Origin of the sequence: Bradyrhizobium sp. 2S1 (assembly GCF_011516625.5) — a bacterium.
GTDB classification, from domain to species: Bacteria; Pseudomonadota; Alphaproteobacteria; order Rhizobiales; family Xanthobacteraceae; genus Bradyrhizobium; species Bradyrhizobium septentrionale.
The window spans coordinates 5991163-6011405 of the sequence record NZ_CP147717.1; the positions used below are offsets into that span (position 1 = coordinate 5991163).

Annotated in this window: 19 protein-coding genes and 3 pseudogenes; 14 read left to right on the top strand and 8 right to left on the bottom strand. The window is 64.2% G+C overall.

The genetic code is table 11. The annotated features are described in order from the left end of the window. Positions 1–1081: 1081 nt before the first annotated feature. The 6 genes and pseudogenes from HAP54_RS28315 (at position 1082) to HAP54_RS28340 (ending at position 4395) form a co-directional block, all read left to right on the top strand. On the top strand, positions 1082–1927 hold the full coding sequence (locus HAP54_RS28315) for a c-type cytochrome (protein ID WP_166306009.1): 846 nt from the start codon (positions 1082–1084) through the stop codon (positions 1925–1927). Between the two features lie 297 nt (positions 1928–2224). Then, a complete protein-coding gene (locus tag HAP54_RS28320) occupies positions 2225–2548 on the top strand; it encodes an ArsR/SmtB family transcription factor (protein ID WP_166306012.1) in 324 nt (107 codons plus the stop codon). Next, positions 2545–2976, top strand: coding sequence for an SRPBCC family protein (locus HAP54_RS28325; RefSeq protein WP_166306015.1), 432 nt, complete (start codon positions 2545–2547; stop codon positions 2974–2976). The genes HAP54_RS28320 and HAP54_RS28325 overlap by 4 nt, the downstream gene beginning before the upstream one ends. Before the next feature lie 162 nt (positions 2977–3138). Continuing rightward, a pseudogene (locus HAP54_RS28330) lies at positions 3139–3364 on the top strand (hypothetical protein). Positions 3365–3419: 55 nt separating this feature from the next. Then, positions 3420–3851 carry a DUF1801 domain-containing protein gene (locus HAP54_RS28335; protein ID WP_166306018.1) on the top strand — a complete coding sequence of 144 codons (432 nt, stop codon included), beginning with the start codon at positions 3420–3422 and terminating at the stop codon, positions 3849–3851. A 40-nt stretch (positions 3852–3891) separates the two neighbouring features. Further along, positions 3892–4395 (top strand): GNAT family N-acetyltransferase, encoded by a 504-nt coding sequence (locus HAP54_RS28340; protein ID WP_166306021.1) that lies wholly within the window; start codon positions 3892–3894, stop codon positions 4393–4395. A gap of 45 nt (positions 4396–4440) precedes the next feature. Here HAP54_RS28340 and HAP54_RS28345 read toward each other — a convergent pair whose 3' ends face one another. The 8 genes from HAP54_RS28345 to flgF all read right to left on the bottom strand — a co-directional run bounded on the left by HAP54_RS28345 (position 4441) and on the right by flgF (position 10602). Beyond that, the gene (locus tag HAP54_RS28345) at positions 4441–4779 is read right to left on the bottom strand and encodes a hypothetical protein (RefSeq protein ID WP_166306024.1); all 339 of its coding nucleotides are present in this window, start codon (positions 4777–4779) and stop codon (positions 4441–4443) included. A 154-nt stretch (positions 4780–4933) separates the two neighbouring features. Beyond that, entirely contained in the window at positions 4934–5227 is a 294-nt protein-coding gene (locus HAP54_RS28350; RefSeq protein ID WP_166306027.1) for an antibiotic biosynthesis monooxygenase, read from the bottom strand. 96 nt (positions 5228–5323) lie between these two features. After that, complete coding sequence (locus HAP54_RS28355; RefSeq protein WP_224741760.1) at positions 5324–5758, bottom strand: hypothetical protein; 435 nt, start codon at positions 5756–5758, stop codon at positions 5324–5326. 288 nt (positions 5759–6046) lie between these two features. After that, positions 6047–7111, bottom strand: coding sequence for an IS630 family transposase (locus tag HAP54_RS28360; protein WP_166204319.1), 1065 nt, complete (start codon positions 7109–7111; stop codon positions 6047–6049). Between the two features lie 115 nt (positions 7112–7226). After that, on the bottom strand, positions 7227–7979 hold the full coding sequence (gene flgH, locus HAP54_RS28365; protein ID WP_166306032.1) for a flagellar basal body L-ring protein FlgH: 753 nt from the start codon (positions 7977–7979) through the stop codon (positions 7227–7229). A 4-nt stretch (positions 7980–7983) separates the two neighbouring features. Further along, positions 7984–9030: a flagellar basal body P-ring formation chaperone FlgA gene (gene flgA, locus HAP54_RS28370; RefSeq protein WP_175619496.1), complete on the bottom strand. Its 1047-nt coding sequence runs from the start codon at positions 9028–9030 to the stop codon at positions 7984–7986. Between the two features lie 2 nt (positions 9031–9032). Further along, complete coding sequence (gene flgG / locus HAP54_RS28375) at positions 9033–9821, bottom strand: flagellar basal-body rod protein FlgG (RefSeq protein ID WP_166306038.1); 789 nt, start codon at positions 9819–9821, stop codon at positions 9033–9035. 16 nt (positions 9822–9837) lie between these two features. Further along, positions 9838–10602: a flagellar basal-body rod protein FlgF gene (flgF, locus tag HAP54_RS28380; protein ID WP_029085396.1), complete on the bottom strand. Its 765-nt coding sequence runs from the start codon at positions 10600–10602 to the stop codon at positions 9838–9840. Positions 10603–10890: 288 nt separating this feature from the next. Between flgF and HAP54_RS28385 the strand changes: the two genes are divergently transcribed. The 8 genes and pseudogenes from HAP54_RS28385 (at position 10891) to HAP54_RS28420 (ending at position 20173) form a co-directional block, all read left to right on the top strand. Further along, positions 10891–12225 carry an IS1182 family transposase gene (locus HAP54_RS28385; RefSeq protein ID WP_166294098.1) on the top strand — a complete coding sequence of 445 codons (1335 nt, stop codon included), beginning with the start codon at positions 10891–10893 and terminating at the stop codon, positions 12223–12225. 19 nt (positions 12226–12244) lie between these two features. Then, positions 12245–12724 (top strand): DUF6468 domain-containing protein, encoded by a 480-nt coding sequence (locus tag HAP54_RS28390; protein ID WP_166306041.1) that lies wholly within the window; start codon positions 12245–12247, stop codon positions 12722–12724. Continuing rightward, positions 12721–13524, top strand: coding sequence for a MotE family protein (locus HAP54_RS28395; RefSeq protein WP_166306044.1), 804 nt, complete (start codon positions 12721–12723; stop codon positions 13522–13524). Before HAP54_RS28390 ends, HAP54_RS28395 begins: the two co-directional genes overlap by 4 nt. Before the next feature lie 477 nt (positions 13525–14001). Then, positions 14002–17809 (top strand): annotated as a pseudogene (locus tag HAP54_RS28400) (tetratricopeptide repeat protein). 69 nt (positions 17810–17878) lie between these two features. Next, entirely contained in the window at positions 17879–18115 is a 237-nt protein-coding gene (locus HAP54_RS28405) for a hypothetical protein (protein WP_166306047.1), read from the top strand. A gap of 26 nt (positions 18116–18141) precedes the next feature. Further along, positions 18142–19099, top strand: a pseudogene (locus HAP54_RS28410) (LysR family transcriptional regulator). Between the two features lie 88 nt (positions 19100–19187). Further along, complete coding sequence (locus tag HAP54_RS28415; protein WP_166306050.1) at positions 19188–19898, top strand: SDR family NAD(P)-dependent oxidoreductase; 711 nt, start codon at positions 19188–19190, stop codon at positions 19896–19898. A gap of 20 nt (positions 19899–19918) precedes the next feature. Beyond that, positions 19919–20173, top strand: coding sequence for a tautomerase family protein (locus HAP54_RS28420; protein WP_166306053.1), 255 nt, complete (start codon positions 19919–19921; stop codon positions 20171–20173). Positions 20174–20243 lie beyond the last annotated feature (70 nt).

Here is a 20243-nt window from a genome sequence, read left to right on the forward strand (position 1 = left end):
TTGACCGGGCGATCCAGTATTCCAGAGACGCTAGTGCTTGAGCCGAGGGGGCGGCGTACTGGATCGCCCGGTCAAGCCGGGCGATGACAGTGTGGGTGGGGACGCAACTTCGCGTTCTCGCGACATGATTTGCCCGAGCTTTGCTCTTCGTTCCGCCCTCTTCGAACAGAGGGCGCAGGGAAAGCCGGGTGCCGATCGCACCCATGGGCCCCGAGCAAAGGATGAAAGCTCGGGGGTAGGACCACAGGTGTAACCGGAGCAATCCGGCTTTCCCTGCGCGATGGGTTACGGCTTATACGTGCTCTCCCCGGCGAGACTGGGCTTGTTTGTCACCGCCTTCGCAAGACGCAATTGCGTCTCACAAGGGGACACCGGCCGCTAGGGCGTCAGGACCACACCACTTCACCGTCCGCCTTGCGCGTCCTCGTCAGTGCCACGCTCGGCGTCCACCGCATCCCACACCGCGTTCGTGACGACCGCGAAGCGCCCCTCGATCGGGTGAGACGGGCGAACCATACATCAAATTATCGTTCCGATAAACCGAAATACTTTTGCTGCGGGGGCTTGCGCCGTCGGGCAACTCAGTAGCAGGGGCCAGCCGCTATCCCCTCATCATTCCGGGACAGTTTCAGCGGTTCGCGCGATGCACGCTTGATGACAGGCTCGAGCTTAGTCCGGAAACCATTCATCCGCGAGATGTGCGGCCCGATGGATTCCGGGTTCTCGCGGAGCCTGTCATCGGGCCGCGCTCTGCGCGGACCCGTTGGCGAGCCCGGAGTGACGATGGAAGTGTTTCTGGATCGAAACGCATCGCATCGTTCTGATTCGAAAACCCGTCTTCTCACCGCAGTGAAATCTGATAGCTTCGTGCAGTTGGCCCTCGGGCAATTGGTCCTGCCAAAAGAAGGCTGGCGATCGTACCATCGATTCGCGCACGGCATTTTCGAGCGCACCAGATACGTAGTTTTTGCGCCGGCTTTCGCAGTGTCGACAGCGGCGCGCACATTTCGCTGACGTACATTTTGAATCCAGAAATCGATCAGTGCTCGATCAACATATTTAATTGATTGGAGGCATCGTCATGATCCGCAGCGGATCGTTAGCACTCGTTATCGGTGCGATATTGATCAGCCCGGTGAGCGCGGCATCGGACCTGGTCGCGCGGGGTGATTATCTGGTCAATGGCATCCTGACCTGTGGCAACTGCCATACGCCGAAGGGGCCATCGGGCGAGATCACGGATAAGGCATTTTCCGGCGGCGCGTCATGGGACGAGCCACCTTTCAAGGTCACCGCCTCGAACATCACGCAGGACAAGGAAACCGGCATCGGCAATTACACCGACGCCGAGCTCAGGCAACTCCTGCGCAAGGGCATCAAGCGCAACGGCGCACCGGTCGCCATGATCATGCCAAGCGGCTTCTACGAGATTATGACCGGGCGCGATCTCGATGCGGTGATCGCTTATCTGCGCACGATCAAGCCGATCAAGAATGCGGTGCCGGACCCGATCTACAGGATGGTGCAACGACATCCCGTCCCCCCGGGCGGTGATAGCGCGTACACCGAGGCGATGCTGGGCGACAAGGTGCAGCAAGGGTTCTACCTCACCACGATCGCGCACTGCATGGAGTGCCACACGCCGATGGGGCCGCAAGGGCGAGAATTTGCAACCAGGCTGGGCGCTGGTGGCGGCAAGTTTCCGGGACCTTGGGGTGTATCGGTTTCGAGGAACATCAGCTCCAGCAAGACGAACGGCATTGGCGGCTGGACCGACGACGAGATCAAACGCGCCATCACTCAGGGCGTCAGCAAGGATGGCAGCAAGCTCAATCCGCCGATGGGTTTCCACTACTACGCCACCGTGTCAGCTGCCGATCTCGATGCCATCGTCGCCTATCTGCGTACGGTGCTGCCAAAAGAGTAGTCCGAAAGTCTCTTGGGCCTTGCATTTGCGGGACGGTCTGTTGTTGGCCGAGCCGAATTGGCGCGGCCGCATTCGGCAGGCTTGACGGATCTGGCCGACTTGCTCCAGCGGACAAATCGGCTTCGGCGAATAACCCGCGGGCTATGAAAGGCTGGAGCGATCATTGCTCGGAATGGAGCCGCAAAAGCCTTAACGAGACGGGTTTCATCGCAATCGCACCTCGCAAGCTTCCCGTTGATATATCCATAACTGACCGGTTATGAGTTAATCCATAGCCATTAGGTTATGGATCGCAAAATGCCTGACGCCCACGACATGCTGTTTCGAACCCTCGCGGACCCGACCCGCCGGGCGATCTTCGAGCGCCTGTGCCGCGAGGGCGAGCAGACCGTCGGCGCGCTGACGGCCCGCGGGAAAATCTCGCAGCCGGCGGTGTCGAAACATATCGGCGTGTTGAAACACGCCGGGCTGGTGCGCGATCGCCATGAAGGCAGGCAGACGCATTACAGCGCGCAACTCGGCGCACTGGCGCCGCTGATCGACTGGACCAGCCAGATGGCAGGCTTCTGGCAGAACCGGTTCGACCACCTCGAAGATCTTCTCAAAAGGATGGACCAATGAACAAGACCACCGCTGAAACGCGCACCGCGATCGTCGAGCGCGAATTTCCCCATGCGCCGGAAAAGCTCTGGCGCGCGCTGACCCAACCGCATTTGATCGAGGAGTGGCTGATGAAGAACGACTTCAAGCCCGAGGTCGGGCACAGCTTTAATCTGCGCGGCGAATGGGGCGGCGTGCTGGACTGCAAGGTGCTCGCCGTCGAGCCGCACAAGACGCTGTCCTACACCTGGAATTTCGCGCATGAAGATGCCGCCTACAATCTCGAGAGCGTGGTGGTCTTCACGCTGACGCCGACGGCGAAGGGCACCCATCTGCGCGTCGAGCAGTCCGGCTTCCAGCCGCATCAGAAGCAGGCCTATGGCGGCGCCCATGCCGGATGGAAGCAGTTCCTGGAGAATCTCGATCAGCTGATGGTCCGGGAAGGCTAACCGTCTCCGTCATTGCGAGCCAACGGGTCGCGCGAAGGCGCGCCCGATGACAGGCTCCGCGAAGCAATCCATCAGCAGCGTATGCGGATGGATGGATCGCTTCGTCGCTACGCTCCTCGCGATGACGGTCTAATCACATACACCACCCCACAGGAGGTCACATTGAACTGGAAGAACTGGATCAGGCAACTTCACCGCTGGCTTTCGATTGCCTTCACGGTCGCCGTCATCATCAACATCATCGCCACTGGTGCAGCAGCAGCAAGCCGTGTGGATCGGTCTGCTTGCGCTGTTTCCGCTGATCTTCATGCTGCTCAGCGGCCTGTATCTGTTCGCGCTGCCCTATCTGGCACCGCGGCGGGGACCGACCTCGGCATCACAAGTGTGATGCCCGGGCATCTCAAATATGATTGCATGACGCAGGTGAGGAACACGAGGCGGACATGACGGCATCGGAACGTATCGACCGGATGATCGAGGATCTCACCGACTGGCGCGGCAAGACGCTGGCCAGCCTGCGCAAGAGCATCCTCGCCGCCGACCCCGGCATCATCGAGGAGTGGAAGTGGATGGGCAGCCCGGTGTGGTCGCGTGACGGAATCATCGCGGTCGGCAACGCGCACAAGGGCAAGGTGAAGCTGACCTTCATGTACGGCGCGCAGCTGCCGGACCCCGACAAGCTGTTCAACACCGGCTTCGAGGGCAATGTGCGGCGCGCGATCGACCTGTTCGAGGGCGACAAGATCAACGACCGCGCATTTAGGGCCCTGATCCGCGCCGCGATCGAACTCAATCAGGCCAAATCGAAGAAGCCGGCCAAGAAAGCTGCGAAAGCGGCGGCGGGTGCCCGCGCGGCCGCGAAGAAAAAGGCGTGAGTTGTGATCGTGCGTTGCCCGCTGACTCGATCGAGCTGAGATGATCAGGACCAGGCTCGCCACATCGTCGGACGCGGAAGCCGTCTCCGCGTTGCTGATGGCCAATAGCGGTGACCGGGGTGGCATGCTGCTCGGGCAATGGCCGCGCGATGTGATCGAGACGCGCATTGCAAGCGGGCAATCGATCGTCATCGCGACCGACGAAGCGGGCAGACTGCTCGGCGCGCTCCTGACGTCGGAGAAGGGATTTGACGAGGCTCCGCCGGTGCAGGCCATGCTGCGGGCCTGGCCGGGGCGTCCAGATGCCTATGTGTATGGTCCCGTATGCATCTCGCAGGACGCGCGCGGCCTTGGAGTCCTGGAGGGGTTGTACGCGAGGCTGCAGGCAAATTTTCCCGGCCGTGAGGCGATCCTCTTCATCAGGGACGACAATCCGCGCTCGCTCAAGGCGCATCTGCGGCTCGGTATGCGCGAGGTCGCGCGGTACGACTTTAACGGCAAGGCGTTCGTTGTGCTGAGCGACCGGCCCGACGCCCCGCCATAGCCGTCGTTCTCGCGGCACAACTCTGGGCAGCGGGTACCGAGCATTCTACGCCGAGATGTCGATGGCCTGGCCGGCCTTGCCGGCGTTCTTCTGGAACGACTGCTCGATCAGCTCCTTGATCTTCTGCTCGACCGCTGCGCGCTGATCCGGCGTCATGTTCTTGAGGTCCTCCTCCGACATGCCCATGCTCTTGAGGATGTTGGCGCGCATGCGGTCCATCGGACTCATCTGCGCGTATTTGAGAAATTTCTGCTCGACGCTGTCGTCGAGCGAACTGCCGCTTGCGGCTTGCGTCGATCCGGTGGCGTCGGCGGTCAGCGGTTTCTTCAACGTGCCGGTCGTCATGCCGGCCGCGACCGATCCGAAGGCTGAGATCGACGTCATCTGTGCGCGCGGTCCCCGTTTGCAATGCTGCAACCGCGGAGCAATTGGCGTGCCATCCGGCGCGCCAGTGATTTCAAGGAGATCGCGGCGCTCCCATGCGCGTACGGCGCGCGGCGGGCAGCTTCTGCCGGGCGAAGTCTGCCTGGCGTGGCACTTACGCCTTGGTGTGCACGATCACTGGACCCGCTACAGCGGTGGCCGGCCCGATCAGCAATGGACCGAGATTGTCATCGATCCAGGCCAGCGCGCGGCGGTTGGCCTCCTCGGCGCCGGCGTAATTGTTGAACACGCTGATCGCGGTGACCGTGTCGTCGCCGGCATAGACCACGTAATAGGCCATGAAGCCTTCGACGTCGCTGATGATCGGAATAGCGCCTTCCTTGATCCGGCGCGCGAGTTCTTCGGCGCTGCCAGTCTTCGCCTTGGCGTGACGGATGGCGGCATACATGCGGTCCTCCTTCCGGCTGCATCGATCGTGCTGCGCTTCGCGCATGCGCAATGCTACGCCTGATAGGGCGGGGACGCCATCGCCATTGCGGACGGGTCAGCTGAAACGCCTGGTTACGACGGTCGTGCGGCGGTCGGGGAGTTTTGGCAGTCTCGCGACATCCGCGCGTGTTGTCGTGGCTTTTGGGCCGGGGGTGGGCTCCGGCTCGTGCTGCTGTAGAAACAGCGTGGCTTCGAACAGCACACCGGGGGCCTGCTTGGCGGTGCCCGAGCACACCGCCCGGTTGCCGTTGAACGAGCCGGTCAGCTGCGCCTCGACCTCGTCGCAGCCGAACACCGTGGTGAACGGGCCGTCGGCATATCTGTGCGTCGTCAGGATCGCGGTGAAGCGGTCATCCTCAAGCTGATAGCTACCGCCATAGGTGAACATGGCGTCGCCACCCGAGATCCTGCCATTTGCGAGCTGGACTATTCCGGTGCCTTCGCCGCGCGGCGTCCGGAACCACGCCGCATACCGACCGTCTCTTTGCATGACTGTCATACAAATAGAAAACCCTGCGTTGTCGCCTAGCTACGTTGCAATCGATCGGACTTCCACTGCGCGCTGCTGCGACGGTTAACGAACCGAGAAAGCGATCGCGTGACTTTCGGAAAGCGGTATCCGACTGGTGCACGCCGATCGCGCGAGCGCACGCTACCGGTCACAAAATGCCACGGCCCTCGCCAGGGGAGCTAGCGAGGGCCGTGTTGGTACACCGCGCCGCGCCTAGGTTCGCGACGAGATGTGGGAGCTCGTGAAAATCTTACCTAGTACCCAGAATCAGAGCTGAGTGATACGGCGGCCTTTGAAACGGCGTTGACGGACCTTTTTCTTGGTCCAGACGAAGGGCTCGGCTCTGTCGTTGTATGCGTTGACGTAGGCATCGATGTGCTCCTGAAGCTGCGTGAGGCTTGTGAAGGAGGTGCCGCTGAGCGACTGCCCCTGCAAGATCGAAAACCATACCTCGACCTGATTGAGCCAAGACGCACTTGTCGGCGTGAAATGAAATTGCACGTTGGGGTGGGCCTTGAGCCAATGCTCGTTCTTCTTGTGGGTGTTGAGGTTGTCGAGGATGACGTGAAGCTTCCGGTTCGGAAAAGCCGCGGTGACGCTGTTCATGAAGTCGAGAAACTCGACGCGGCGTCGGCGTTTTGAATGCGCCGCGATGATCTTTCCGGTGGCGACTTCGAGCGCCGCAAACAATGTTGTGGTGCCATGCCGCTTGTAATCGTGGCTCTGGCCGGTCAAGGCGCGGCCATTGGGCAACTTCAGATAACCCTGCGCTCGCTCCAAAGCCTGGATCGAGGGCTTCTCGTCCACGCACAGCACAATGGCCTTCGCGGGCGGGGCGACATAGAGGCCGACAACATCGGCGGCTTTGGCCGTAAAGTTCGGGTCGTTGCTCTCACACCAGGACTTACGAGCCGCGAGGTCAATCTTGTGGCTGCGCAGGAACCGCCAGACATATTGGACGTCAACATCGCCCAGCGCCCCGGCCAGCAGGGGCCCGGTCCAGCGTGCGAACCCGTCCGGCGGCGGCTTGTCCAGCAGCTTCAGAATCCGCTTGTCGGTGGCCTTCGTATAGATTGGCTGCTTGCCCGGTCGCGGCTTGTCTTGCAGCCCTTCAAGGCCTTGGTCGGCATAGCGATGCCGCCAAAGGCTGACAATCCGCGGCTGGACCCCAACTTCCTTGGCGATCGACCGAGTGCTGCGTCCATCCGCCGCCAACAGAACTATCCGCGCCCGCTTCAAATCGCGCTGCAACGTCACCGGGGAGCGGCAACACGCCTCAAGCACCTTGCGATCTTTCCTCGAAAGGTGGACTTCTCTTGCTTCGGGTATCATCCCGACCTTGAATCACGACTCACGCTTTAAGAACAGTAGGTACTAGGCATGATCCTTTTCCGAAAACCGGTTTCCACTTTGCGCTCACGCGGCCCTTCGGGTTGGGATCATGCCGTTAGAAGGGCAGCAGCACGTCGAGGACCTGCTGACCGTAACGCGGCTGCTGCACATCGGTGATCTGGCCGCGGCCGCCATAGGCGATGCGGGCCTGGGCGATCTTCGAGGAGTCGATGGTGTTGTCGCTCTGGATGTCCTCCGGGCGCACGATGCCGGCCACGATCAGCTCGCGGATTTCGTAGTTGACGCGGATCTCCTGCTTGCCTTCGACCACAAGGTTGCCGTTCGGCAGCAGCTGGGTGACGACAGCGGGGACGTTGGTCTGCAATGCTTCCTGGCGGTTGACCGAGCCCTTGCCGTCGCTCGAGGCCGTCGAGTCGGCGGTCAGGATGCGGCCCGGCAGAATCTTGTTCGGCTGCGTGATGGTCTGCGAGCCCAGGAAGTTGGTGACCCCGGAGTCTTCGGAATTGGTGCGGCTGCGCTGGGTTTCGTTGGCGATTGCGGCCTTGTCGGTGATGTTCACCATGACGGTCAGGATGTCGCCGACCCGCGCGGCGCGCTGGTCTTTGAAGAAGGCGCGCGAGCCGCTGCGCCACAGCGAGTTGGGGCTGTAGGAAGCGACCTCGGGCTTCGGCATCGGCATCTGCACCGGCTTGTAGCCGGGCTGCGTCGTCGGGTTCTCGATCTCCGTCAGCTTCGGCTTTTCACCGATCTGGGAGAGACGGTCGATCGACGAGCAACCGCTGGCGATCGCTCCGAGTGCGAACAGCGCACCGGCCAGGACGAGGCGGTTGATACGGTACTGGGACATGAACTTACTCGGCGTTTGGTGCGACTGAACTCAGCTTGACGGGAGCGGAATCTGACGAGGTGGCGTCGGCGGCCGGCGCGGCGCGCGGGGTTGCGACCGAGATCGAGACCTCGCCGCGGCCGGTGACGACGCCGGAGACGGCGCGCTTGGACTGCAGGTTCATCACGTTGACGACGTCGCCCTCGGCGCCGCCGTCGATCGCCTTGCCGCGGATCGTGAGGTAGAGACCGGAGGTGCGGTAGATCAGCGTGACGTTCTGGTCGCGGGTGACCAGATCGGGCTTCACCAGGTCGGCGACGCGCAGGGCCTGGCCGGCGCGGAGCTGGCGGCGGACCTGCATGCCGATGGTGCTGTCGCGCACCGCCGCGTCGTTGCCGATTTCGGCCTTCGGACGGCGCTCGATCAGCACGTCGGAGGCCTTCAGCAGCTCGCCGCGCTCGACATTGCGCACCAGCACGGCGGCGTCGATGGTCTCGATCGCGGTGCCGGTGAGGCGCAGCTTGTACGGCGCCGTCCCGGCGTCGTTGCTGATCTCGAAGGTCACGTCGAAACGCGTCGAGCGCGCGTCGTAGCGCACGCCGATCGGCTGCATCGCGCCCGTGTTGGTCGCCTCGAGGCGAATGTCGCCGGGATCGCGGTCGAAGGTCAGCGCGATATTGCCGGCCCGGCCGAGGCCGTGGCGGCCCTCGAGCGCGCGCGACACCTGCTGCTCGATTTCCTTGTTGTCGATGGTGCGCGCCAGCCGCGTGACCGTGATCTCCTTCAGCTCGCCGGTGTCGACGCCGATCACCTGGTGGCTGCGCAGCACGTTCAGCACCTGGGCGACCGGCAGCGTGCCTGTGGTGCCGAGGTCAGGGGCGCGGTAGATCGCGATGCTGCCGGCATTGTCGATGAGGTCGCCGACCCGCACGATGTCGTCCGCGACCCTGATGCTGGCGCGCAGCGTCGGCACCGCGATGGTCTCGCTGCGGCTTTGCGCGGCGGCTGGTGCCACGGTGACGGCGAGGAGCGCGGCTGCGATCAGGAGTGAGCGGGCGATCATCAACATCATCCTCAGCGGAACAGGTTGGAGGTCGACTGCATCATCTGGTCGGCCGCGGAGACCACCTTCGAGTTCATCTCATAGGCGCGCTGGGCTGCGATCAGGTCGGAGATTTCCGAGACCACCTCGACATTGGCCTGCTCGAGGTTGCTCTGCTGCATGTCGCCATAGCCGTCGGTGTTGGCGATGCCGTCCTGCGGCTGGCCGGAGGCCGGCGTTTCCTGGAACAGATTGTCGCCGATCGGCATCAGTCCGGCCTTGTTGATGAAGCGGGTCAGGCCGATCTGGCCGACATTGGTCGATGCAGTCTGGCCCGGCAGCGTTACCGAGACCTGGCCCTGCGCATTGATGGTGAGGCCGGAGGCGTTCTGCGGGATCGTGATGGTCGGCTGCAACAAATTGCCCTGCGTGTTGACGATGCGGCCCTGGTTGTCCATCTGGAACGAACCGTCGCGGGTGTAGGTGAAGGTGCCGTCCGGCATCAGGATCTTGAAGAAGCCTTCGCCGCGGATCGCGATGTCGAGATCGTTGCCGGTCGGCGACAGCGTGCCCTGGGTCATCATCCGCGGCGTGCCGACGGTCTTGACGCCGCCGCCCAGGTCGATGCCCATCGGCATGATGGTGTTCTGATCGGAGGCCTGCGCGCCGACCCGGCGCACATGGTCGTAGATCAGGTCCTGGAACGCGGCGCGCTGCTTCTTGTAGCCGGTGGTGCGCAGGTTCGCGATGTTGTTGGAGATCACCTGAACGCTGAGTTCCTGTGCCGCCATTCCGGTCGCAGCTGTATAAAGTGCGCGCATCGGTCAATCCCCCGGATCAGTTCGGCACGTCGGCGAGCTTCTCGATCGCCGACTTGTGCAGGTCGCTCTGCTGTTGCAGCAGCGAGGCGATTTGGGTGTAGGTCCGCGTGATCTCGATCATGCGGCTCATCTCGACGACGGAATTGACGTTCGACTTCTCGATGAAGCCCTGGCGGAGCTGCGCCTTGGTGTCGGGCAGCGGCTGCGTGCCCTCGCCGGGCGCGTAGAGGTTGGAGCCTTCCTTGAGCAGGCGCTGGGCCTGCGCGAACGAGACCAGGCGCAGCTTGCCGCGCACCGAGTCGAGGCGGGACGTGCCCTCCTGCACGGTGATATTGCCGTCGGCGCCGATGTTGACGTCGTGGTCGGTCTGCTGGAACGTGATCGGGCCGGCGTTGCCGAGCACCTGGTAGCCCGAGGCGGTGACGAGCTGGCCGCGGCCGTTGATCTGCAGATTGCCTTCGCGGGTGTAGCGCTCGCCGGCCGGGGTCTGCACCACCAGGAAGGCGTTGCCGTCGATCGCGACGTCGAGCGGGTTCTTGGTCTCTTCGGTCGGCCCCTGCGAGAAGTCGTGGAAGGTCGCGCGGTCCTGCACGAAGGAGACGCGGCGGTCGGAGGACGCGAAATTGTCCTCATGCGCGTTCGAGGACAGATATTCCTGGAACAGCGACCGGTCGGCCTTGTAGCCGTTGGTGTTCATGTTGGCGATGTTGTTGGAGACGACATCCATCTGCCGTTCCAGCACCATCTGCTTCGATAGTCCGACCAGAAGCGTATTCTGCATCGGTGGTTCTCCCCTGTGAGGTGATCCGATGCAGAGGTTCTCCCAAACCTTCACGCCGGACCGTCGGTAACCATTGGGTTCTCCCAAACCCGTTCGTTACGACGTCCTCTCAGCGAAAGCCGTGCCAACTCGAAATATTCAGGTATTTGAATATCTTAGATGTTTGACCGGGTCGTGCGCGGGGCGGCAGAAAGGTCTTGTTGACCATGTTTGCCGGCAGTTTTTTCCTAGGAGCTTGTCTGGATAGTCGCTGTTCAAATCTGGTCGGGTCTGATTCAACATTGGGCGATGAGCAAGTATTTTCGGCCTTGGAACATCGATCAGACGCTGCTTCTGCCGCCGAATGTGCAGGACTTCGTGCCGAAAGGCCATGTCTCGCGGTTTATGGTTGATCTGGTGCGGGAGAGCCTCGATCTCAGGGAGATCATGGGCAGCTATGTGAGCGGGCTTGGGCAGCCGCCGTTTGATCCGCGGATGATGGTGGCGCTGCTGCTGCATAGCTATGCGAGTGGGCTGTATTCGTCGCGTCGGATTGCCAAGGCCTGCCGGGAGCGGAACGATTTTGTGATGATCGTGGCGCTGGATGCGCCGGATTTTCGGACGATCAGCGACTTTCGCAAGCGACATTTGAAGGCGCTCGGCGCGCTATTCGTGCAGGTTCTGAAGTTGTGCGAGACGGCCGGGCTGGTCAAGCTCGGTCATGTCGCGCTGGATGGTACGAAGATCAAGGCGAACGCGTCGAAACACAAGGCGATGAGTTATGAGCGCATGAAGAAGCGCGAGGCGGAATTGAAGGCCGAGGTCGCTCGCATGCTGGCGGCCGCCGAGGCGGCGGATGCCTCGGAGGATGAGACTTTCGGCAACAGCGACGAACTGCCGGACTGGACCGTCGACAAGCAGAAACGGCTGGCGAAGATCCAGCAAGCGATGGCGGCGCTGGAAGCGGACGCCAAACTGGCGGCGGAGGAAGAGCGCCGCATCGAGGCCGAAAAGGAACAGCAGCGCCAGGCCGAAGGCCGCAAGAAGCCGGGCAAACCGGCGGCGCTGCCATCGGAGGAACCCAATCCCAAGGCGCAACGCAACTTCACCGATCCGGAAAGCCGCATCATGAAGTCGAAGGATGGCTTCGTTCAGGCCTATAATCCCCAGGCGGCCGTCGATGCACATGCCCAGATCATTGTCGCGCAAGAACTGACCCAGCACGGCAGCGATCAGGGCCAGTTGGTGCCCCTGATCGAGGCCATCGAGAGCAATCTTGGCCGCAAGCCGCGGCAGGCCTCAGCGGATTCCGGCTACTGCAGCGAAGCCAATCTCGAAGCGCTCGACACACGCAGCATCGATGGCTATGTCGCGCCCGGACGCGCCAAGCACCCGACAGTAGCGAACGGAAAAGTCGGCGGCCCGCTGACACAGGCCATGCGAAAGAAGATCGACGATGGCGGCTTCGAAACACCCTACCGATTGCGAAAGCAAGTGGTGGAGCCGGTGTTCGGGCAGATCAAACAGGCAAGAGGCTTCCGCCAGTTCCTGTTGCGGGGCATCGAGAAAGTGCGCGCCGAGTGGACAATGATCTGCACCGTCCATAACCTCCTCAAGCTGTTCAACCTCGCAAACGCAGCCTGAGCCTGCTACTCTACAACAAATGCCCGTCACGAAAACATATCTGGACGGGCTCCTAGCGATCGAGAGTCTGGTGGCCGTGCTGCTGATGCTGACCATCGGCTATTGCTGGCTGCTCAACAAGCGCCTGCAGCGGCTGAAGGCGGACGAGCATTCGCTGAAGGCGACGATCGCGGAATTGATCACCGCGACCGAGATCGCCGAGCGGGCGATCGGCGGGCTGAAGCACGCGGTGCGCGACGTCAACGAGAACCTCGGCAACCGGCTCGATGCAGCGACGCAGATGTCGGCGCTGCTGAAGACCCAGCTGGCCGAAGGCGATGGCGTGGTGCGCCGCCTGTCCAAGATCGCGCAGGCCGCGCGGCCGCCCGAGCCCGCGCATGTCCCGGCTCACGCCGTTGCACCGGCGGCGCCGGCGCCCAGGGTTTCCGCCGCCCGCGCGGTTGCCGCGGCGGCTGAAGCCTTCACCGAGCGCAGGAGGGCCGGCGGCCTCGCTGCATGAAGTTGCTTCGTGACATCAGAGTGATGCCAGTGGTGCTGGTCGCGATCTTCGGCCTGATGGTGCTGAAGGTCGCGGGCCTCGTGCTCGATGGCGGTTACGTGTTCGCTGACGAGGCGCGGCCGGCTGGCCCCTCTTGGGCGCAGCAGAACTTCAATTTCCCCGGCGCCGGCAAGGCGGTGGCTGACAGCAAGATCAAAGGCGATCCCGGCGACATCACGGGATCGGTGCACGGCAAGGAAGAGAAGAAGGACGAGGCGCCGAAACCGGCCGCCCCGGCCGCGGAGCCGTCCAAGCCCGACGGCGTGGTGGTCAATCTGGATGCGCCCGCGCCGGTGTCGGCGTCGGAGCGCGCGATCCTGGAACGGTTGCAGGCGCGCCGTCAGGAGCTCGAGACGCGCGCGCGCGAGGTCGATATCCGCGAAGGCCTGTTGAAGGCCGCCGAGAAGCGCATCGAGGCCAAGGTCGAGGAGGCCAAGGCCAATGACGCCAAGTCGAACGCCGATGCGGCGGCAAAGGCGGAAGCCGAGGCCGCCCGCTTCAAGGGCATCGTCACCATGTATGAGAACATGAAGCCGAAGGACGCCGCCAAGGTGTTCGATCGCCTGGAAATGAACGTGCTCTACCAGATCGCCTCGCAAATCCAGCCGCGCAAGATGTCCGACATTCTGGGCCTGATGCAGCCGGAGGCCGCCGAGCGGCTCACCGTCGAGCTCGCCCGCCGCGCCGGCGGCGACAAGTCGGCCTCAACAGACGATCTCCCCAAGATCGAAGGCAAGATCCTCGCACCGAAGACGAATTGAGGGGGCGCGATAGCGCAGGGCTTGCTTCCGGCAGGCTTGCGCCCGCGAGCCAGGCGGGGCCTCGGTGAGGTCGGCGATGGCTCTTGCGACGAAAGATGGATCGGCATCGTCCAGCGCCGGTGCGGCTTGCTCGAGTCTCTTCAGGTGATCCTTGATGCCGAACCTTGCTGTCTTGAGCGGCATCTCAAGTCGCCAGTTTCCGTAAGCCGGGCCAATGTGATGGCAAGCATTCTTTAACCATACCGCAAACGCATTCGAGAATGGTCTGAAATACCTCGCGGCCTCATTAGGGGCAGAGCACCGCAGGGCGGAGCCAGCTCGGAAATCGCCTATAGACTTGCTCGGTCCTTGCTGACCCCCCTCCGAAACAATCCGTTGACGTTAACAGCTCCTTAACGCCGCCCGATCCAAGATCGGGACGCGTGGGCGAGGGCGCTTCGCGCTGGTATGGCTGGGGTCCCGAGAAAACGTTTCGAGATGGCGCGAACGGCTGCCGCTGGAACATGGTCGCTAGGCCGCGCCTGGGCGCGGACTGCGCGTCTGTGCCTGTTCGCCACCGGCCTCGCTCTCACAATCCTCACATATTCGCCCCGCTGCGCGCGCCGAAGACCCGGTGCCGGGTGAGGCGGCATTCTCGGCCGCGAACGGCTTTGCCCGGCTGGTGCTGAAGCTGAAGGAGGATGTCGAGTCCGAGGTCACCGCCGCCGGCACGATCATCGTGATCCGCTTCAAGCGTCCGGTCGATATCCCGGTCGAGAAACTGTCGGATGCGGTGCCCGATTATGTCGGCGCCGCGCGCCGCGATCCGGACGGTTCGGCGATCCGCCTGTCGCTGGCGCGCCGCGTCACCATCAACACCATGACCGCCGGCGAACGCATCTTCATCGACTTCCTGCCCGACAGCTGGACCGGGCCGCCGCCGTCGCTGCCGCAGGAGGTGATCCGCGAGCTTGCCGAGCGCGCCCGCGCCGCCGAGCGGTTGCTGCGCGCGCAGCGAGCCGCCGACGCCGCCAAGAAAAAGCCGCCGGTGCGCGTTCGCGCGCTGGTGCAGCCCACCTTCGTCCGCTTCGTGTTCGAGGTCCCCGACGGTGTCAGCGTCTCCTCGGTGCTGAACGAACAGAAGCTGACGCTGGCCTTCAACTCGGTGCTGAGCTTCGACCTTGCCGATGCCAAGATCGCCGCACCCCCGAACGTCGCGTCGATCAGCGCGCGCGCCGACACCGACACCTCGGCGGTCGACGTGACTCTGATCGGCGATGTCGACGTGCATTCGTTTCGCGACGAGAAGAACTACATCGTCGATGTCGCGTTCCAGCAGAACGAGCAGCCGGCGGCAAAGCCCGCGCTGAGCGCGCTGCTGCCCACGCCGCGCGGCAAGGCCAAAGGCGCTGCGGCGATCGCGCCGGTGACGTCGGAAAGCATCGTGCGAGAGGCCAAGATCGAGATCAAGCCTGAGCAGCCCAAGCCTGAGCAGTCCAAGGCGGAGCCGGTCAAATCCGAACCGCCGCAAGCCGAGCCGGTCAAGCCCGAGCAAGCCAAGACCGAACAGCCGGCAGCCGCGCCCGCCAAAACGGAACAGCCGAGATCGGAGCTGCCCAATTCCGAGCTGCCGAAGATCGCAGCTGCTCCGGCTGTTGGCGTCGAGAACGCTGCTGCGCCGGCCCCGCGCGAAGGCAGCGCCGCTTCCGCGGCTGAACCGAACATGGCGCCGGTGAGCGATGCGCCAAAGCCCGCGCCTGCCGTCGCGGCCGCGCCGGCAACGGAAGCGCCGAAGCCGGCCGCGGCACCATCGCCGCCCACTGATGCCCGTGCCGGTGGCAAGCCCGCGGTCGATGCCCAGCGCGACAGCGACGGGCTGCGGGTGACCTTTGCATTCCCCGGCGCGACGCCGGCGGCGCTGTTCCGCCGCGCCGACACGGTGTGGATGGTGTTTGACACGCCTGAGGCGATCGATGTCGATCCGATCCGCGCCAAGGCCGGCTCGCTGATATCAGACGTCAGCCGGATTGCGCTGGAGAAGGGGCAGGCGGTGCGCTTCCGCCTCAACCGGCCGCAGATGCCGTCGCTCGAGAGCGACGACCGCTCGCGCGGCGTGAGCTGGACGCTGACCTTTGCCGACCGGGTGCAGAAGCCGCCGCTGCCGCTCAGCGTGGTGCGCAACATCTCGGAGCCCGCGCTCGCCAATGTCAGCGTGCCGCTCGCCAATCCCGGCCAGCTCCATAAACTGGTTGATCCCGACGCCGGCGATACGCTCTGGGTGGTGACCGCGCCGCCGCCGACCCGCGGCATCATCAAGCGGCAGGATTTCGTCGAGCTCTCGCTGCTGGAATCGATCCACGGCGTCGTGGTCCATCCCAACGCCGACGACGTCAAGGCGGAGGTTGGCGCCGACAAGGTGATGCTGGGCCGGCCCGGCGGGTTGACGCTGTCGTCGGCCGACGTCGCCGCGGAGCGCGCGACCGCGGCGGTGAAGCCGCTGTTCGATCCGGACGAGTGGCGCAAGAACCGGTCGGAGACTTTCCTCAAGCAGCTCGACGCTCTGATCGTGGCGGCCGGCGCCGCCAATGCCGAGCAACTGCCGCAGGCACGGCTCGATCTCGCCGATTTCTACATGGCGCGCGGCATGTACTACGAAGCGCATGGCGTCACCAATCTGATCCTGTCCGAGAGCAAGCGCGGCAGCGAGACGGCGCCTGTGGTGATGGTGCACGCGGTCGCCAGCATCCTGATCGGGCATCCGGCGCAGGGGCTGAAGGACCTTGCCAATCCCGTGATCGGCAATGGCTACGATTCCCAATTGTGGAAGGGGCTCGCCTTTGCCCGCGAAGGCAAATGGGCCGAGGCGCGCGAGAAGTTCAAGAACGCCGAATTCGCCGTCGCGACGCTGCCTGCCGACCTGCAGCGCATCGTCACCCTGGACTCGATGAAGGCCTCGCTCGAGGTCAAAGACTATGCCGGCGCGGCGCGGCGCAAGAGCGATCTCGACGTGGTCGGCGTTCCCGATGAGCTCAAGCCCGCGGTTGCGGTGCTGCGCGGCCGGCTCGCCGAAGCGCTCGGCCAGGAGAAGGACGCGCTTGACGCCTACCGCTTCGCCGCCAATTCGGCCGACCGTCAGGCCGCTGCCGAGGGCAGGCTGCTCGAGACGCTGCTCAAGCAGAAGCGCGGCGAGATCGGGCGCGACGATGTGCTGAAAGAGCTCGAGCTGTTGTCGATGCTGTGGCGCGGCGACTCCATCGAGCTGAAGACGCTCTACGTGTTGTCGAAGATCTACGCCGAGACCGCGCGCTATGCCGACGCCTTCGCGGTGACGCGTGCCGCGACCCGGCTGCAGCCGAACGCGCCGGAATCGCGGCTGGCGCAGGATGCCGCGTCGGCCTTGTTCGTGCAGCTCTATCTCGGCCCCAAGGGCGACGAGATGGCGCCGATCGATGCGCTCGGCACCTTCTACGAATACCGCGAGCTGACGCCGATCGGCCGCCGCGGCGACGAGATGATCCGCCGTCTCGCCGACCGTCTCGTGGGTGTCGATCTGCTCGACCAGGCCGCCGACCTCCTGCAATACCAGGTCGACAAGCGTCTCGAAGGCGCGGCGCGCGCCCAGGTCGCCGCGCGCCTTGCAATGGTCTATCTGATGAACCGCAAGCCCGACCGCGCCATCGGCGCGCTGCGCTCGACCCGGATCGCGGATCTCTCCGGCGAATTGCGCCAGCAGCGGCTGTTGCTCGAGGCGCGCGCGCAGAGCGACGTCGGCCGGCACGACCTCGCGCTCGACATCATCTCGAACATCACCGGCCGCGAGGCGATCCGGCTGCGCTCGGACATCTATTGGGCGTCACGGCACTGGCGCGAGGCGTCCGAGCAGATCGAGCTCTACTACGGCGATCGCTGGCGCGACTTCACCCCGCTCAACCCGGGCGAGAAGGCCGACATCATCCGCGCCGTGGTCGGTTACGCGCTCGCCGAGGACGCCATCGGGCTATCCCGGTTCCGCGAGAAATACGCGCCGCTGATGTCGGGCGATGCCGACAGGCTGGCGTTCGACGCGGCCAGCAAACCCGTTGCGACCTCGAGCGCGGAATTCGCCCAGATCGCGCGGATGGCCGCCAGCGTCGACACGCTCGACGGCTTCATCCGCGAGATGAAGGTCCGCTTCCCCGACGCCACCGCCCGCGCGCCGCTGCCCGATCCGGTCGCGACCGGATCGGTGCCAGACAGTGCGAAGGTCGCGCCGGTGAGCACGCTGCCGGCGATCAAGGGCGAGCGCCGCGCCAGCGCGTCACAGTAGCGCCCCTCGACAGACGCCCATCAAATCGGCAACCATGGCGGAAGTCGCCAGCCGGGAGGACGTCGTCATATGAGCAAGCCGATCAAGACCGAAGCCGAACTCATCGCGATGGCGCGCGCCGAGCTGAAGGTGCATGCCGATTGCCCTGATGGCATCGACATCTCCGTGCTGCGCGACGGCGACAGCTGGGAATTCCGTGCCAGCGCCGACGAGGCCACGGTGGCCAGGCCCGGCTATCCCGAATGCGTTGCGATGCTGGTGCAGATCGGCGATCACCTCAGCAAGCAGTATGATGTGCAGGGGTAGCGGCAGCCGCGAGCCGAGGAAAGCTTATGGACCGCATCGACGCCATGAAGGTTTTCGTCGCGGCGGTCGACGAGGGCAGCCTTGCGGGCGCCGGCCGGAAGTTGCGGCGCTCGCCGGCGGCGGTCAGCCGTGCCATCGCGTTCCTTGAGCATCATGTCGGTGCCGAGCTGCTTCATCGCACCACGCGATCGCTGAAGCTGAGCGATGCCGGGCAGCGTTATGCGGCGGCGTGCCGGCGCATCCTCTCTGAGCTCGAGGAGGCCGACATCTCGGCCGGCGGCGAGCGCTCGGCGCCGCGCGGCACGCTGACGATCACGGCGCCTGTCGTGGTCGGCGAGGATGTGCTGCGGCCGGTGCTTGATGCCTTCATGACCGAGCATCCCGCGGTGGTCGCCCGGCTGGTGATGCTCGATCGCACCGTCAATCTGATCGACGAGGGCATCGACGTCGCGCTGCGCATCGCCCATCTCGCCGATTCCAATTTCGTCGCGATCAAGCTCGGCGAGGTGCGCCGCGTGGTCGCGGCATCACCGGGCTATCTCGCGCAGCACCCGGTGATCGGCGAGCCGGCCGATCTCGCGAAGCATCAGATCATCGCGATGACGCATTTCGGGCTCGACTCCTGGAGTTTTCCGCCGGCCGCGAAGTCGAAGGTCGCGCGCGCGGTGCAGTTCACGCCGCGGCTGGTGGTCAACACGGTGCGCGCGGCGGTCGCCTCGGCCAGCGAAGGGCACGGCATCACCCGGCTGTTCTCCTATCACATCGCCGAGGAAATCCGCGACGGGCGGCTGCAGATCCTGCTCGCAAGCGACGAGCATCCGCCGCTTCCGGTGCATCTCTTGGCGCCGCAGGGCCGCTTCGACGTGCCGAAGGCGCGCCTTCGTCGACTTCGCGACGCCGCGGCTGAAACGCTATTTCGAGCGGTTGTCGCGCGAAGCCAGCCAGGCCAGTCGTTCGCGCCGCGGAAGAGTGTCTGCCGAATAGCGGGCATTCGCGCGGAAACTGAACGTATTTAGGTTGCTCTCCATCGGGGCGGCGCTGTTGCAGCCTCACCAACAGATGGAGAGAGACCATGGGTGAAGAGCAGAAGGTTGCCATTATCACCGGCGCGTCGCAGGGAATCGGCGAAGCGCTCGTCAGGGGCTATCGCGACCGCAACTACCGCGTCGTCGCCAATTCCCGCAGCATCAGGCCGTCCTCCGATGCCGATGTGCTGGCGGTCGCGGGCGACATCGGCGATCCCGAGGTTGCCGACCGCGTCGTCAAGCAGGCGCTCGCGCGCTTCGGCCGCGTCGACACGCTGGTCAACAATGCCGGCATCTTCGTCGCACAACCGTTCACCGACTACACCGACCAGGACTATGCATCGGTGCTCGCGACCAACCTCAACGGCTTCTTCTACATCACCCGTCGCGTGGCGAAGGAGATGGCGAAGCAAGGGTCCGGCCACATCGTGCAGATCACGACCAGCCTGGTCGACCATGCCAACAGCAACGTGCCCTCGGTGCTGGCCTCGCTGACCAAGGGCGGGCTGAATGCGGCGACCAAGTCGCTCGCGATCGAATATGCCGCCAGGGGCATCCGCGTCAACGCGGTGGCGCCGGGCGTGATCAAGAGCCCGATGCACGCGCCTGAGACCCACGACTTCCTCGCCAAGCAGCATCCGGTCGGACGGATGGGCGAGATGAAGGACATCGTCGACGCCGTGCTGTTCCTGGAAGGCGCGGGCTTCGTCACCGGCGAGATCCTGCATGTCGATGGCGGCCAGAGCGCAGGTCACTAAGGTGCGAGCGGGAGCGTGTCATGCCTATCGTCACCATCCAGGTCACGCGTGAGGGGACGGCGCCGGGGGCGTCGTCCACCACACGGGAGCAGAAGGCCGCGCTGATCAAGGGCGCCAGCGAGCTGCTGCGCGACGTGCTCGGCAAGCCCATGGAATCGACCTTCGTCATCATCGAGGAAGTCGATACCGACAATTGGGGCTGGGGCGGGCTGCCCGCGCTGGACTATCGCAAGAAGCTTGCGGCTGCTGCAGCGGCGCCGACATCTTCCCGCTGACCCCTGCGCAAAATCGAACCGGCGCCTCTCCCGATCGGGAGAGGCGAGCGTGATCGCTGTCAACGATTGC

What these genes read in the sequence shown, in the direction of transcription:
- HAP54_RS28355 (WP_224741760.1), bottom strand. Translation starts at nt 5,758, where the DNA reads ATGCAAAGAGACGGTCGGTATGCGGCGTGGTTCCGGACGCCGCGCGGC.
- HAP54_RS28395 (WP_166306044.1), top strand. Translation starts at nt 12,721, where the DNA reads ATGAAGTTGCTTCGTGACATCAGAGTGATGCCAGTGGTGCTGGTCGCG.
- HAP54_RS28325 (WP_166306015.1), top strand. Translation starts at nt 2,545, where the DNA reads ATGAACAAGACCACCGCTGAAACGCGCACCGCGATCGTCGAGCGCGAA.
- flgG (WP_166306038.1), bottom strand. Translation starts at nt 9,821, where the DNA reads ATGCGCGCACTTTATACAGCTGCGACCGGAATGGCGGCACAGGAACTC.
- HAP54_RS28350 (WP_166306027.1), bottom strand. Translation starts at nt 5,227, where the DNA reads ATGTATGCCGCCATCCGTCACGCCAAGGCGAAGACTGGCAGCGCCGAA.
- flgA (WP_175619496.1), bottom strand. Translation starts at nt 9,030, where the DNA reads ATGATGTTGATGATCGCCCGCTCACTCCTGATCGCAGCCGCGCTCCTC.
- HAP54_RS28360 (WP_166204319.1), bottom strand. Translation starts at nt 7,111, where the DNA reads ATGATACCCGAAGCAAGAGAAGTCCACCTTTCGAGGAAAGATCGCAAG.
- HAP54_RS28405 (WP_166306047.1), top strand. Translation starts at nt 17,879, where the DNA reads ATGAGCAAGCCGATCAAGACCGAAGCCGAACTCATCGCGATGGCGCGC.
- flgF (WP_029085396.1), bottom strand. Translation starts at nt 10,602, where the DNA reads ATGCAGAATACGCTTCTGGTCGGACTATCGAAGCAGATGGTGCTGGAA.
- HAP54_RS28385 (WP_166294098.1), top strand. Translation starts at nt 10,891, where the DNA reads ATGAGCAAGTATTTTCGGCCTTGGAACATCGATCAGACGCTGCTTCTG.
- HAP54_RS28345 (WP_166306024.1), bottom strand. Translation starts at nt 4,779, where the DNA reads ATGACGTCGATCTCAGCCTTCGGATCGGTCGCGGCCGGCATGACGACC.
- HAP54_RS28420 (WP_166306053.1), top strand. Translation starts at nt 19,919, where the DNA reads ATGCCTATCGTCACCATCCAGGTCACGCGTGAGGGGACGGCGCCGGGG.
- HAP54_RS28340 (WP_166306021.1), top strand. Translation starts at nt 3,892, where the DNA reads ATGATCAGGACCAGGCTCGCCACATCGTCGGACGCGGAAGCCGTCTCC.
- HAP54_RS28415 (WP_166306050.1), top strand. Translation starts at nt 19,188, where the DNA reads ATGGGTGAAGAGCAGAAGGTTGCCATTATCACCGGCGCGTCGCAGGGA.
- flgH (WP_166306032.1), bottom strand. Translation starts at nt 7,979, where the DNA reads ATGTCCCAGTACCGTATCAACCGCCTCGTCCTGGCCGGTGCGCTGTTC.
- HAP54_RS28315 (WP_166306009.1), top strand. Translation starts at nt 1,082, where the DNA reads ATGATCCGCAGCGGATCGTTAGCACTCGTTATCGGTGCGATATTGATC.
- HAP54_RS28390 (WP_166306041.1), top strand. Translation starts at nt 12,245, where the DNA reads ATGCCCGTCACGAAAACATATCTGGACGGGCTCCTAGCGATCGAGAGT.
- HAP54_RS28335 (WP_166306018.1), top strand. Translation starts at nt 3,420, where the DNA reads ATGACGGCATCGGAACGTATCGACCGGATGATCGAGGATCTCACCGAC.
- HAP54_RS28320 (WP_166306012.1), top strand. Translation starts at nt 2,225, where the DNA reads ATGCCTGACGCCCACGACATGCTGTTTCGAACCCTCGCGGACCCGACC.